Consider the following 12536-nt stretch of genomic DNA (forward strand, 5'->3'; position numbering starts at 1 on the left):
GCCGGGATCCGGCGGCGCCTCAGGAACGGCATGGTCAGCCGATGCGCCAGGTGTCGCCGCCCATCAGCAGATCGGCCAGATCACCCTGGCCCTTCTGCGCCACGGCCTCTTCCAGCTGGCTGGTCATCAGCGTGTCGTAGGCCGGGCGGTCCACGCTGCGGAAGATCCCGATCGGGACGTGGTCGAACGCGGGCTCGTCCAGCCGGGACAGCGCGAACGCCACCGACGGGTCGGGGCTGTGCGCGTCGTGCACCAGGACCCGGTCCTCCTCCACGCTGTCGCGGGGGACGACCTCCAGGCTTCCGTTCGCACCCCGGATGACCGCCTTGGAGGCCGAGGCGATCGGCCGGCCGTGCTCCAGCTTCAACGTGATGTCGTCACGCAGCTCAGGGTCCTTCAACGGCTCGAACGCGTTGTCGTTGAAGATGTTGCAGTTCTGGTAGATCTCCACCAGGGACGCGCCCCGGTGCGCGGTCGCCTCCCGCAGCACGCTCTGCAGGTGCTTGCGGTCCGAATCCAGCGTGCGCGCCACGAACGACGCCTCGGCGCCGAGGGCCAGCGAGATCGGGTTGAACGGCTTGTCCAGTGATCCCATCGGGGTGGACTTGGTGACCTTGCCGACCTCGGAGGTGGGCGAGTACTGGCCCTTGGTCAGCCCGTAGATCCGGTTGTTGAACAGCAGGATGTTGAGGTTGACGTTGCGGCGCAGCGCGTGGATCAGGTGGTTGCCGCCGATCGACAGGGCGTCCCCGTCACCGGTGATCACCCACACGCTCAGATCCGGCCGCGAGGCCGCCAGCCCGGTGGCGATCGCGGGCGCGCGGCCGTGGATGGAGTGCACGCCGTAGGTGTTGAGGTAGTACGGGAACCTGGAGGAGCAGCCGATCCCGGAGACGAACACGATGTTCTCGCGCTTGAGTCCGAGTTCGGGCAGGAAGCTCTGGACGGCGGCCAGGATGGCGTAGTCGCCGCAGCCGGGGCACCAGCGCACTTCCTGGTCGGACTTGAAGTCCTTCAGGGTCTGCTTGGTGTCGGTCTTGGGCACCAGCGACAGGCCCCTACCGTTGATCAGTTCAGTCACTGTCGATCACGTCCTGGATCACTGCGGCCAGTTCCTCGGCCTTGAACGGAAGCCCGCGCACCCGGTTGTAGCTGATGACGTCGACCAGGAACCGGGCCCGCAGCAGCAACGCCAGCTGACCCAGGTTGATCTCCGGCAGCAACACCTTGTCATAGCGCGCCAGGACCTCGCCGATGTTGGCCGGCAGCGGGTTCAGATGCCGCAGATGCGCCTGGGCCACCTTCCCGCCCGCCGCCCGCACCCGCCGCACCCCAGCGGCGATCGCCCCGTAGGTGGAACCCCACCCGAGCACCAGCACCCGCGCGTCCCCACCCGGGTCGTCCACGGTCACGTCCGGCACGTCGATACCGGCCACCTTGGCCGCACGCAACCGCACCATCCGGTCATGATTGTCCGGATCGTAGGAGATGTTCCCGGTGCCATCCGCCTTCTCGATACCACCGATACGGTGCTCCAACCCCGGCGTGCCCGGGATCGCCCACGGCCGCGCCAGAGTCTCCGGGTCCCGCTGGAACGGCAGGAACGCGCCGTCCTGGCCGTTCGGCTCGGTGGTGAACGGCACGCTGATGTCCGGCAGCGCGGAGACTTCCGGCAGCCGCCACGGCTCCGAACCGTTGGCCAGATACCCATCCGACAGCAACATCACCGGCGTCCGGTAGGCCACCGCGATGCGGGCGGCTTCCACTGCCGCGTCGAAACAATCCGAAGGCGACATCGGCGCGATGACCGGCACCGGCGACTCGCCGTTGCGGCCGAACAACGCCATCAGCAGGTCGGTCTGCTCGGTCTTGGTCGGCATCCCCGTCGACGGACCCGCCCGCTGCACATCCACCACGATCAACGGCAACTCCGTGGTGACCGCCAGCCCGACCGTCTCGGCCTTGAGCGCCACGCCGGGGCCGCTGGTGGTGGTCACGCCGAGCGCGCCGCCGAACGCGGCCCCGAGCGCCGCACCGACACCGGCGATCTCGTCCTCGGCCTGGAAGGTGCGGATGCCGAACTGCTTGTGCTTCGACAACTCGTGCAGGATGTCCGAGGCCGGAGTGATCGGGTAGGAGCCGAGGAACAGCGGCAGCCGGGCTTGGACGGCGGCGGCGATCAGGCCGTAGGCCAAAGCTTGGTTGCCGGAGATGTTGCGGTACACGCCCGGCGCCAGCCGGGCCGGCTTCACCTCATACGAGACCGAGAACGACTCGGTGGTCTCGCCGAAGTTCCAGCCGGCCTGGAAGGCGGCGATGTTGGCCTTGGCGATCTCCGGCTTCCGCGCGAACTTGGTCTCCAGGAAGCTGATGGTCTGCTCGGTCGGGCGGTGGTAGAGCCAGGACAGCAGGCCGAGCGCGAACATGTTCTTGGCGCGTTCGGCGTCCTTCTTGCTGATGTCGAAGTCTTCCAGCGCCTTGACCGTCAACGACGTCAAAGGCACGGAGTGCACCCGCCACTCGGCCAGCGACCCGTCCTCCAGCGGGCTGGCCGGGTAGCCGACCTTGGCCAGGTTGCGTTTGGTGAACTCGTCGGTGTTGGCGATGATGTCGGCGCCGCGGGGCAGGTCGGCCAGGTTGGCTTTGAGCGCGGCGGGGTTCATCGCGACCAGGACGTTGGGGGCGTCGCCGGGGGTGAGGATGTCGTGGTCGGCGAAGTGCAGCTGGAAGCTGGACACGCCGGGCAGGGTGCCGGCCGGGGCGCGGATCTCGGCGGGGAAGTTGGGCAGCGTGGACAGGTCGTTGCCGAACTCGGCGGTGCCCGCGGTGAACCGGTCACCGGTGAGTTGCATGCCGTCACCGGAGTCACCGGCGAACCGGATGATCACCCGATCGAGTTGCTGAACCTGCTTGGTCACAGCTCAGTCCTCCTCGACGCGCCTGAGCGCATCGCTTCTGGCGCGTTCTCTTTTTCCATGCTAGATCCTCGGGAGGTCGCGCGTTTGCACACCGCCCAAAGCGGGTAAACGCAGTGAAATTCAGGATGCGGCGGCAGAAGGGCGACACAGCCCCGCTGCAAGCCTGCAGAGGTCTACATGCAGGCGCGCGAAGAGGACAGTTCGGGTCACGAGCGCCAACTATACGTCCCCCTGTCGCATGACCTAAGTCAGGGGCTGCTTGCGCACGGGTGAGATCCCTGACTCGTAGAGCTGCCCAGCCTGCATCCCCGCCGTCCCGTACAACTCTGGAACGGTGACGAAGGTGTATCCCTTTCCGGCGAGCCGTTCAAGGATGTCCGGAATCGCGGTGACGGTCGTGTCGCGGGTGTCGTGCAGGCGCACGATCGCGCCCCGGTGCGCCCGCTCCACCACCCGGTCGGCGATCTCGGCGGAGTCCCGGTCGCGCCAGTCGAAGGTTTCGAGGTCGGCGCCCACCAGCGTCAGCCCCTGCTCGCGGGCGACGTTGCGCAGCTCGGTGCTGACCGATCCGTACGGGGCCCGCACCAGCGTCGGCCGCCGCCCGATCGTCGCGGTCACCACGTCCTCGGTGCGGGCCAGCGAGTCGGCGATCTTGCTGGAGGGCAGCCGGGCCAGGTCGCGGTGCGCGTACGAGTGGTTCCCGACGAGGTGGCCCTCGGCGCTCATCCGGCGCAGCAGCCCGGGTTCGCGGGCCGCGTTGCTGCCCACGGCGAAGAACGTGGCGCGGGCGCCGGCCTCCCGCAGCGTGTCGAGCAGCCTGCCGGTCTCGGGCCCCGGGCCGTCCTCGAAGGTGAGGGCGATGCACTTGGCCTCCGTGCAGTCGACGGTGCCGGCCCGGTTGCTGGCGGCGGCGGGCGCGGGGGAGGGCGCCGCCGCCGGTGGTTCGGCCACCTGCTGTCCGGCCAGGCGGGCGGCCCGCTGGGCGCGCCGTCCGGTGTCCGAGAGCAGCGGCCACGCCTGGTCGGCGGGGACGGCCACGGCCAGCCTGCCGAGCGAGCACGGGCCGAGCTCGCAGTCGTCGAACTCCACCACCAGGTCGCCTTCGGCGTTGAAGGCCATCGAGTCGAACCGGTCGCGGCTGGGTGTCACCTGGCCGTGGTCCACCTCCGGCCCGCGGTCGCCGAGTCCGGCCTTGACCAGCTGGGCCACCTCGTGCAGCGCGGGGCTCCCGTTCAGCAGGCCGGTGGAGTCCATGGCCCGGCGGGTGTTCGTGTCGTACCAGAACGTCGTGGTGGCGTGGTCCCAGCCGGTGCCGTGGGAGCGGCCGGCCCGCAGCCGCACCCCGATCGCGTCGCCGGCGGCGGCGAGCTGCCAGTCGACGTTCAGCTCGGGGCGGGACACGCCGCGGGCGGTCTCGCGGAACTCGCGCAGCCGCCGCCGCGCGTCCGCCCGCAGCTTCTCGTTGAGCGGGGCGGCGTCGTCCAGCTCGGGGTAGCTGATGCGCACGCGCCTGGTGACGGGGTCGTCCCCGCTCACCGTGCGGGGCGCGAGCCCGGCCACGGCGGCGGGGTCGACGAACTCGATCCTGGTGGGGTCGGCGGGGACCCGGGTGTCCTGCTGCTGCGGAGTGGCCGAGGCCAGCCCGCACCCGGAGGCGACCAGGGCCAGCAGGACGATTCCTCCCAAAGATCGAGATTTAGCCATAAATCTGAGCATATGAGGCAGATCTAGTTATTTGCTCATATTTGGGGGTATGGGGCGTTAGCTTTGACTGGGTTACCATCGCGTTCATGGACGGCTACTACGGGTCCTACGCGCTGGTCGCGGTCCTGCTCGCGATCGGCGTCGCCATCGTGGCCGGAGCGCTGATGATCAACCGGCTGCTCCGCCCGACCCGGCCCACGCCCGACAAGCTGACCAGCTACGAGTGCGGCGTCGACCCGGTGGGCGAAGGCTGGGCCCAGTCGCAGGTCCGCTACTACGTCTTCACCTACCTCTACGTGGTGTTCGCCGTGGACGCCGTCTTCCTCTTCCCGTGGGCCACCGTCTTCGACGCGCCCGGCTACGGCGTCACGACACTGGTCGAGATGTTCGTCTTCCTCGGCGTCATCGCCCTCGGCATCCTGTACGCCTGGCGCAAACGCGTCCTGACCTGGACGTAGCTCTCGCCTCTGATCCGCGCAACAATGGCTGTATGGCAGCGACGGATCTCCCGATGCCCACGGTGGGGCCGGTCTCGCGGCTCGCGCCCAAGCCCATGCGGTTCGTGCTCAACTGGGGCCGCCGCTACTCCCTGTGGGTGTTCAACTTCGGGCTCGCCTGCTGCGCGATCGAGTTCATCGCCACCTCGATGAGCCGCCACGACTTCATCAGGTTCGGCGTCATACCGTTCGCCAACGGGCCGCGCCAGGCCGACCTGATGATCGTCTCCGGTACGGTCACCGACAAGATGGCCCCGGCCGTGAAGCGCCTCTACGAGCAGATGCCCGACCCGAAGTACGTCATCTCGTTCGGCGCCTGCTCCAACACCGGCGGCCCCTACTGGGACTCCTACTGCGTCACCAACGGCGTCGACCAGATCGTGCCCGTCGACGTCTACGTGCCCGGCTGCCCGCCCCGCCCCGAGGCGCTGCTCTACGGCATCACGAAGCTGCAGGAGAAGATCGCCGGAGAGAAGCTCGGCGACCGCTACCTCTGGTCGCGTTCGCAAGGGGAGGAGTCGTGACCGGCTTCGCCGCCGGGCCGCTCGACGGCCGCGCCGAGGTCACCGACTCCTTCGGCGACACCGTCGTCGACGTCGCCCCCGGCGACTGGATCGAGCTGCTCACCCACGTCCGCGACGGGCTGGGTTACGCCTTCTTCGACTGGCTGACCGGCGTGGACGAGCCACCGGACGCGTTCCAGGTGGTCGCGCACGTCTACAACCCCGACACCCGCGAGCGCCTGCTGCTGCGCACCGCCGTGCCGCGCGACGACCCGCGCCTGCCCAGCGCCGTCGGCGTCTACCGGGGCGCCGACTGGCACGAGCGCGAGACGTACGAGATGTTCGGCGTGATCTTCGAAGGCCACCCGAACCTGGTGCCGCTGCTGCTGCCCGACGGGTTCGAGGGCCACCCGCTGCGCAAGGACTTCATCCTGGCCGCCCGCGTCGCCAAGCAGTGGCCGGGGGCCAAGGAGCCCGGCGAGTCCGGCCACGGCGCGCCGAGCCGCCGCAAGACGCTGCCGCCGGGCGTGCCGGCCGACTGGGGGTCACCCGATGCTTGACGTGGTGCTGCACTTCGCCGTGATCCTGGTCGTCTTCCTCGCCCTGCCGCTGGTCGTCGGGCAGACCGAGCACAAGGTCATGGCTCACATGCAGTCCCGCCTCGGGCCCATGTACGCCGGCGGCTTCCACGGGTGGGCGCAGCTCATCGCCGACGGCGTCAAGTTCATGCAGAAGGAGGACGTGATCCCGGCCGCCGCCGACCGGCGCGTCTTCATGATCGCCCCCGGCGTGGCGCTGGTGCCCTACCTGGTGGTGCTGATCGCCATCCCCCTCGACGACGGGTTCGTCGGCGTCGACCTCGACTTAGGGCTGTTCTTCGTGCTCGCGGTCATGGGCGTCGGCGTGCTCGGCGCGATCATGGCCGGCTGGGCGTCGGCCAACAAGTACTCGATGCTCGGCGGCATGCGGGCGGCCGCCCAGCTCGTCGCGTACGAGCTGCCGCTGGTGCTGGCCGCCTCCTCCGTCGCGATGGCGGCGGGCACGCTGTCGCTGCCCGGCATCGTCGAGGCGTGGCAGTGGTGGTGGCTGCCGTGGCAGGCGATCGGCGGCGTGGTGTTCTTCGTCGCCGGGCTGGCCGAGCTGCGCCGGCCGCCGTTCGACATGCCGATCGCCGAGTCCGAGATCATCATGGGCCCGATGACTGAATACACCGGCATGCGTTTCGCCCTGTTCATGCTGTCGGAGTACGCCGGCATCGTCGTCCTGTCGCTCCTGACCAGCGTGCTCTTCCTCGGCGGCTGGCAGGGGCCGCTGCTGCCCGGCTGGCTGTGGACCCTGGTCAAGGTGTTCGCGCTGGCCTTCGTCGTCATCTGGCTGCGCGTGACCTTCCCGCGCTTCCGTGAGGACCAGTTGCAGAAGCTCGCCTGGGCCGTCCTGGTGCCGCTGGCGCTCCTCCAGCTCGCCATCACCGGGGTCGTCCAAGTTCTGATCTGAAACTCCCGGTGCCCTCCGTTCGTCTGACCGTACGGGGCCCTTTTCGAGGGGGTTCGATGACGTACCGCTTGACTCCGACCGGCCCGGCTGTCGGCGGCGGCCCGGTCCCGGAAACGGTCCTGACGTGGGACGGCCCGATGCTGGTGGCCACCGCCTGCGACGATTCCGTACGGGTGCGACCCGCCATGCTCTACCGCTACCACTACGACCGGCGGCAGGCCGGGGTTGACGGGCCACGGGTGACCGGCCTGGCCGCGCTCGACCGCGACGGCCTGGTCCTGCTGGACCTGCCCGGCTTCTGGCCCGAGGAACAGGTGACCGGCTTCGCCGCCGAGGCCGGCGTGCCGGTCGACGGCTGCCGGTTCGAGTCCTCGAAGCGGGTACGCGCCCGGCTGTCCGGCCGCGCCCCCGGGTGGCGGCGGGTTCTCGGCGTGCCCCCGCCGAAGCCGTCGCGGTGGCGGCTGCCGCTGATCTACGCGGCCGGGGCGGTGGGGCTGGCGGTGATGGTGTATTTGGTCTCGGTCGGCGCCTGGGCGGCCTGGCGCGGGCTGTCGGTGGTCGGCCGGGTGCTCATCGACCTGGTCGAGGTGAAGTGGCTGGTGGTCGCGTTCAGCCCGCTGCTGCTGGTGTTACGCCCGATCAAGGCCCGCTGGCGCCGGTACGAAGCGAGCAAGGGCATGCGCGCCGGCCCGCTGGACGGCCCCAACCTGGTGATCGGGGCCTCGAAGGAGCTGGTGATCCACAACATCGGGGAGGAGCTCGCCCCGCTGGAGATCGGCAGAGCGCCCGGGCGGGCGGCCGGCCTGCTCGCCTACCAGTACGAGGACCGGTCCGGCCTGTTCATCCTGAACCACGCCGGTCGCCCCCTGCACCACATCCCCGGCCCCTGGTCCCCCGAGGACCTGCGCCGCCTCGCCGCCAGCAACGACCTGGACCTGTCGGTGCTCCGGCTCAGCCGCGAGGAGTACATCGACCTGGTCAGGACGTCCAGCCACGGCTCCCCGTGACCATGGGATGTGCGGTTACGGCTCTCGTGACCATGTCCCCTGCCTTGGCGGGATGTGCGGTTACGGCTTCTACGACCGTGCTCTCTGGCGGCCGGGACGCGTCGCGCTCCATCGCGGATGGCGCGGCGGCCCGCGGAAACCTCGTTGCGCCTTCCCCTGCCGTGGTGCTGAGCTGGCGGCATGAACCGTGACGAGGCGCTGGCCGCGTTCGACCGCGGGTTGAGGCGCGATGCCCGGCCCCTCACCCCCGGCGACCGTGTCGAACACGTGGGCCGGGTGATCCGCTACCTCGGCGACGGCTGGGACTGCGTCATCTGGTCGGACCTCGACGACGCCACGGCCGACGCCGAGATCGCCGCCCAGGTCCCGTCCTTCACCTCGCTGGGGCGCGGGTTCGAGTGGAAGCTCTATGCCTACGACCGGCCCTCGGACCTGCCGTTCCGTCTCCTGAAAGCCGGGTTCGTCCCCGGCGAGGAGGAGACCCTGATGGTCGCCGAGATCTCCGACCTGGACACGGAGGTCGCGCTTCCCGACGGTGTCAGCCTTCGTCCGGTCGCCACGGATGCCGACGTGGACCTCATGATGTCGGTGCACGACCAGGCGTTCGGCACCTCTTCCGACCTCGCCGCCGCGCTGCGGGCCCAGCTCGCCGCGGACACCTTGGTGGCGTTCGTGGTCATGGCCGGGGACGAACCGGTCAGCGCCGCCCGTATGGAGCTTTATCCCGGTACGGGGTTCGCCGGCCTGTGGAGCGGCGGCACCGTCCCCGGCTGGCGCGGCCGCGGCCTCTACCGGGCCCTGGTCGCCTCCCGCGCCCGCATCGCCGCCACCCGCGGCTACCGCTACCTCCAGGTGGACGCCTCAGCCGACAGCCGCCCGATCCTCGAACGCCTCGGCTTCCACCCCCTCACCACCACGACCCCGTACACGTACCAGCCCTGACCACCAGGCCGCTCGCCCTAACCACCGCGTTGGCGCCCCCGAGTTCCTTGAGCCGAGGCGCCCTGATCGCAGCCGCCCAGTGCCTTCTCGGTCTGGGCCGTGGTCATCGGCGGGACGGGCAGGGGATGGGCCGCGCCCGCGCGCAGGCCGTCGAGGGTCAGGGCCAGGTGCCGGCGCCACGCCCCGGGCGCGGTCCGGAAGGTCGCCCGTACCGTGCCCGCCACCCCCCAGATCACGAACGCCATGTCCTCCAGCGTCACATCCGGCCGCAACATCCTGGCCTCCTGGGCCCGCGCCACGATCCGCCGCATCAACGCGTCCCCCTCGCGGGTGTCCGCCCCCACGCTCCGCACGGCGAGATCGTTGTAGCCGAGGTCCACCGACTGCAACTCGCACACCCCGGTCAAGAAGGCGACGAACCCCTCCCACGCGTCGTCCGCCGCCAGCGACCGCTCCGCCAGCTCGCGCACCGCCGCCACCCGGTCCGCGAACACCGCCTCCACCAGGTCATCCCGGCTGGGGAAGCGGTTGTAGAGCGTCCCGATGCTGACCTCCGCCCGTCGGGCGATCTCCTCCAGCGGCACCTCAAGCCCCCGGTCGGCGAAAAGCTGCCGGGCCGCCTCCAGCAGGCGTTCGCGGTTGTGCAGGGCGTCCTTGCGCATACCACCCACCCTAGCTATCTTGAGGGCACTCTCAACTTGAGGAGGTCCTCAACTTATGGCCCGAACCCTCGTCATCACCGGCGGCACGAACGGCATCGGCCTCGCCCTGGCCCGCCACCACAGTGAGCGTGGTGACCAGGTCATCGCCATCAGCAGCAGCCCGTCAGGCGGCGACCGCCTCCGCCGGGAAGCCCCGGAAGCGCGCTTCGTCCAAGCCGACCTCAGCTCCGTCAAGCAGACGAACGAGCTGACCGCCCACCTCCGCTCCACGCACCCGGCGATCGACGCGTTGGTGCTGGCGGCCTTCCGCTATCACCCGTCCAGGACCGAGACCGACGAGGGCTTCGAACGCACCTTCGCCCTGTACGTGGTCAACCGCTGGCTGATGTCCCGCGCCCTGCGCCCCGCCCTGGAGAACGCGCCCGCTCCGATGATCCTCGACCTGTGCGGCGTCGGCGGCGTCAAAGCCGGCCGGATCCACTGGGACGACCTGCAACTCGAACGCGGCTACCGCCCGTTCAAGGCCACGATGCAGGGCGCCCGCGCGGCCGAACTGCTCGCCATCGCCTACGCCGCCGACCCCGTCCGGTACGTGCTCTACAACCCGCTCTTCGTCGCGACCGGCCTCTTCGAACCCTTCCGCCAGCCGGTACGCGGCCTCGTCAGGGTCGCTGCCGCCCTGTTCGCCCAGCCGGTGTCGAAGGCCATCCGCCCGATGACAGCGCTCATCGACAACCCCCCGGCTGCCCCGCTCTCGGCGTACGTCCGAGGCAAGCCCACCACCCTCACCACCGACCCGGCCGCGGCCCGCCGCCTCGACGCCGCCATCCGCGACCTGGTGTCCCCTTTCACCGCCTGACCTCCTCCACCCGCACCGCGCCGGTTGTTTGGAAGTCTGATGACCGCCAGCGGACACCTGCCTCAGCCGGTGATGCTGGCGCCATGAGCACAGCGGACTTGGCAACGGATCGGGCCGGCGGATCGAGCGCGGAAGAGCGGTCGCCGGTCGACGCCTGGACGGTGATGGAAAGGTTCTATGCGGCCGAGGCCGCGTACGTGGCCGCAGGTGGATTCGGTCAAGCGAGCTACGAGGATGTCGCCGCCCTCCTGGATCCAGAGGTGGTCTTGCACCAAGCGCCCGGGCTGCCCTTCACCGGCACCGGAACGTGGCGCGGCCACGACGGCATGGAACGGTTTCTCGCCCGCTTCAGCGAGGTCTGGGAATCGATGGAGTTCTTGGAGCAGGAGCATTGGGGCGACAAGAACACTCTGGTCGTGCGTAACCGGGTGCGCTTTCGCGCCCGTGCCACCGGCCGGGAAGTCGACACCTCGATCATGCAACTGATCACCGTCAAGAACGGACGCATGGTCGAGTGCCGCCCGTTCTACTGGGACCCCGGCGCCATCGCCGACGCCTGCCGAGACACCGATACGTGACCCGGGCTCCGGCGCGTGCGCGCTGGTCAGTGGACGATGGCCAGCATCACGTCCGACGCCGACGGGCGGTCTTCCGGGCGTTTGGCGAGGCAGACGCCGACGACGCCGCGCAGCGACTGCGGCAGCGGTGACAGGTCGGGGTGGAACGTGAGCACGCGATTGAAGATCGCGGGCACGGTGTCCTCCCCGAACGCGGGGCGTCCGGTGGCCGCGAACATCATCGTCACCGCCCAGCTGAACACGTCGGACGGCGGGCCCACCGGAGTGCCGGATAACTGCTCCGGCGACATGTAGGCGGGGGTGCCGACCATCTTGCCCGAGGTCACCGTCACCTGGTCGAGCGCCCGCGCGATGCCGAAGTCGATCACCCGGGGCCCGTCGTGGCCGATCAGCACGTTGCTCGGCTTGAAGTCGCGGTGGACGACCCCCGCCTTGTGGATGGCGGCCAGCGCCCCCGATGTGGACAACGCCAGGCGGGTGAGGCCGTCTTCGTCACGCGGCCCGTGACGGCGCACGAGCTGCTCAAGGGACGGGCCTTCCACGTACTCGCTGACGATGTAGGCGGACTGGCCGGTGATGCTCACGTCGAGCACCCGCGCGGTGGAGAAGGTCGCCACGCGCCGGGCCGCGTCGACCTCCCTGGCGAACCTGGCCCGCGCCGTCTCGTCGACCAGATCGTGCAGCACCTTGACCGCGACCCGCACGCCGTTGGGCGCCATCGCCAGGTAGACCGCGCCCTGCCCGCCGCGCCCGAGCGGCTGCAGCACCCGGTAGTGACCGATCCAGTCGGGCTCGCCCGGGCGTCGGTGGGCCGTGGGCGTGGTGGTGCGCTGGTGGACGTTGGGCGGAGGGTAGGTGCCAGGCGGGCCGGAAGGCGCCCCGGCCATCGCGGGGCGGCCGGAACGTGCCCTGGCCATGGCGGGCACCAGGATGCCCGAGTGGATCACGCTGCCGATCCAGCCCGCGACGAACATGAGGGAGACGATCGTGCTCATCGGCTCGGGAATGTCGTCGACCTGGTCGTACATCGTGATCGCGATGATGAAGACGCCCACGTTGACGGTGTAGAGGCCGGCGGCGACGAGCTGTCCGACGCTCCTCAGCCAGAAGGCCGCGAACCCGATCGTGAACGGCGTCGCCAAGCCGCACGAGAACAGCGGGAGGGCCGCCCAGACGACCGCGGCCGCCCAGGCCCCGCCGCTCGGGCGGCTCGGATGGTGCAACGACATGGCGAGAGACTACATCTGTGTTCCTACACATATCGGACGGTAGGCTTACTTGTGGATAACTTCCCCTGGGGCTGTGGATAGCTGTGGAAAACCTGGGGACAACAGGCTGGCGCATTCACGCGCGAGGCCAAGTGCGTCATGAT

The 12536-nt window shown here is 69.9% G+C and carries 13 protein-coding genes; 8 read left to right on the plus strand and 5 right to left on the minus strand.

The features are described 5' to 3' along the window. Positions 1–34 precede the first annotated feature (34 nt). From FR742_RS40410 to FR742_RS40420, 3 genes are all read right to left on the minus strand, one after another. On the minus strand, positions 35–1081 hold the full coding sequence (locus FR742_RS40410) for a 2-oxoacid:ferredoxin oxidoreductase subunit beta (protein WP_148036472.1): 1047 nt from the start codon (positions 1079–1081) through the stop codon (positions 35–37). Then, positions 1074–2918 (minus strand): 2-oxoacid:acceptor oxidoreductase subunit alpha, encoded by a 1845-nt coding sequence (locus FR742_RS40415; RefSeq protein WP_148036473.1) that lies wholly within the window; start codon positions 2916–2918, stop codon positions 1074–1076. The genes FR742_RS40410 and FR742_RS40415 overlap by 8 nt, the downstream gene beginning before the upstream one ends. A gap of 243 nt (positions 2919–3161) precedes the next feature. Continuing rightward, entirely contained in the window at positions 3162–4622 is a 1461-nt protein-coding gene (locus tag FR742_RS40420; RefSeq protein ID WP_222709275.1) for a polysaccharide deacetylase family protein, read from the minus strand. 86 nt (positions 4623–4708) lie between these two features. Between FR742_RS40420 and FR742_RS40425 the strand changes: the two genes are divergently transcribed. From FR742_RS40425 to FR742_RS40450, 6 genes are all read left to right on the plus strand, one after another. After that, a complete protein-coding gene (locus FR742_RS40425) occupies positions 4709–5080 on the plus strand; it encodes an NADH-quinone oxidoreductase subunit A (protein WP_148036475.1) in 372 nt (123 codons plus the stop codon). A 53-nt stretch (positions 5081–5133) separates the two neighbouring features. Next, entirely contained in the window at positions 5134–5643 is a 510-nt protein-coding gene (locus FR742_RS40430) for an NADH-quinone oxidoreductase subunit B (protein WP_219546954.1), read from the plus strand. Next, entirely contained in the window at positions 5640–6182 is a 543-nt protein-coding gene (locus tag FR742_RS40435) for an NADH-quinone oxidoreductase subunit C (RefSeq protein ID WP_148036477.1), read from the plus strand. Before FR742_RS40430 ends, FR742_RS40435 begins: the two co-directional genes overlap by 4 nt. Continuing rightward, entirely contained in the window at positions 6175–7116 is a 942-nt protein-coding gene (gene nuoH / locus FR742_RS40440) for an NADH-quinone oxidoreductase subunit NuoH (RefSeq protein ID WP_148036478.1), read from the plus strand. Before FR742_RS40435 ends, nuoH begins: the two co-directional genes overlap by 8 nt. A gap of 56 nt (positions 7117–7172) precedes the next feature. Further along, entirely contained in the window at positions 7173–8123 is a 951-nt protein-coding gene (locus FR742_RS40445; protein WP_148036479.1) for a hypothetical protein, read from the plus strand. Positions 8124–8303: 180 nt separating this feature from the next. Further along, positions 8304–9065, plus strand: a complete 762-nt coding sequence (locus FR742_RS40450) for a GNAT family N-acetyltransferase (protein ID WP_148036480.1) — start codon at positions 8304–8306, stop codon at positions 9063–9065. A 17-nt stretch (positions 9066–9082) separates the two neighbouring features. Here the strand turns inward: FR742_RS40450 and FR742_RS40455 are convergent, their stop codons facing one another. Then, a complete protein-coding gene (locus FR742_RS40455) occupies positions 9083–9727 on the minus strand; it encodes a TetR/AcrR family transcriptional regulator (protein WP_148036481.1) in 645 nt (214 codons plus the stop codon). Positions 9728–9782: 55 nt separating this feature from the next. Here FR742_RS40455 and FR742_RS40460 point away from each other — a divergent pair, with 55 nt between their 5' ends. Together FR742_RS40460 and FR742_RS40465 are read left to right on the plus strand one after the other, a co-directional pair. After that, positions 9783–10586 carry an SDR family NAD(P)-dependent oxidoreductase gene (locus tag FR742_RS40460; protein ID WP_148036482.1) on the plus strand — a complete coding sequence of 268 codons (804 nt, stop codon included), beginning with the start codon at positions 9783–9785 and terminating at the stop codon, positions 10584–10586. Positions 10587–10669: 83 nt separating this feature from the next. Beyond that, positions 10670–11164, plus strand: a complete 495-nt coding sequence (locus FR742_RS40465) for a nuclear transport factor 2 family protein (RefSeq protein ID WP_148036483.1) — start codon at positions 10670–10672, stop codon at positions 11162–11164. A 26-nt stretch (positions 11165–11190) separates the two neighbouring features. Here FR742_RS40465 and FR742_RS40470 read toward each other — a convergent pair whose 3' ends face one another. After that, complete coding sequence (locus tag FR742_RS40470) at positions 11191–12393, minus strand: serine/threonine-protein kinase (RefSeq protein ID WP_148036484.1); 1203 nt, start codon at positions 12391–12393, stop codon at positions 11191–11193. Positions 12394–12536: the final 143 nt, after the last annotated feature.

Origin of the sequence: Nonomuraea sp. C10 (assembly GCF_008017515.1) — a bacterium.
GTDB classification, from domain to species: Bacteria; Actinomycetota; Actinomycetes; order Streptosporangiales; family Streptosporangiaceae; genus Nonomuraea; species Nonomuraea ferruginea.

Bases quoted from the DNA above. Each gene is read 5' to 3' on its own strand.
- FR742_RS40420 (WP_222709275.1), bottom strand. From the start codon at position 4,622: ATGGCTAAATCTCGATCTTTGGGAGGAATCGTCCTGCTGGCCCTGGTC.
- FR742_RS40425 (WP_148036475.1), top strand. From the start codon at position 4,709: ATGGACGGCTACTACGGGTCCTACGCGCTGGTCGCGGTCCTGCTCGCG.
- FR742_RS40430 (WP_219546954.1), top strand. From the start codon at position 5,134: ATGCCCACGGTGGGGCCGGTCTCGCGGCTCGCGCCCAAGCCCATGCGG.
- nuoH (WP_148036478.1), top strand. From the start codon at position 6,175: ATGCTTGACGTGGTGCTGCACTTCGCCGTGATCCTGGTCGTCTTCCTC.
- FR742_RS40445 (WP_148036479.1), top strand. From the start codon at position 7,173: ATGACGTACCGCTTGACTCCGACCGGCCCGGCTGTCGGCGGCGGCCCG.
- FR742_RS40450 (WP_148036480.1), top strand. From the start codon at position 8,304: ATGAACCGTGACGAGGCGCTGGCCGCGTTCGACCGCGGGTTGAGGCGC.
- FR742_RS40455 (WP_148036481.1), bottom strand. From the start codon at position 9,727: ATGCGCAAGGACGCCCTGCACAACCGCGAACGCCTGCTGGAGGCGGCC.
- FR742_RS40460 (WP_148036482.1), top strand. From the start codon at position 9,783: ATGGCCCGAACCCTCGTCATCACCGGCGGCACGAACGGCATCGGCCTC.
- FR742_RS40465 (WP_148036483.1), top strand. From the start codon at position 10,670: ATGAGCACAGCGGACTTGGCAACGGATCGGGCCGGCGGATCGAGCGCG.
- FR742_RS40470 (WP_148036484.1), bottom strand. From the start codon at position 12,393: ATGTCGTTGCACCATCCGAGCCGCCCGAGCGGCGGGGCCTGGGCGGCC.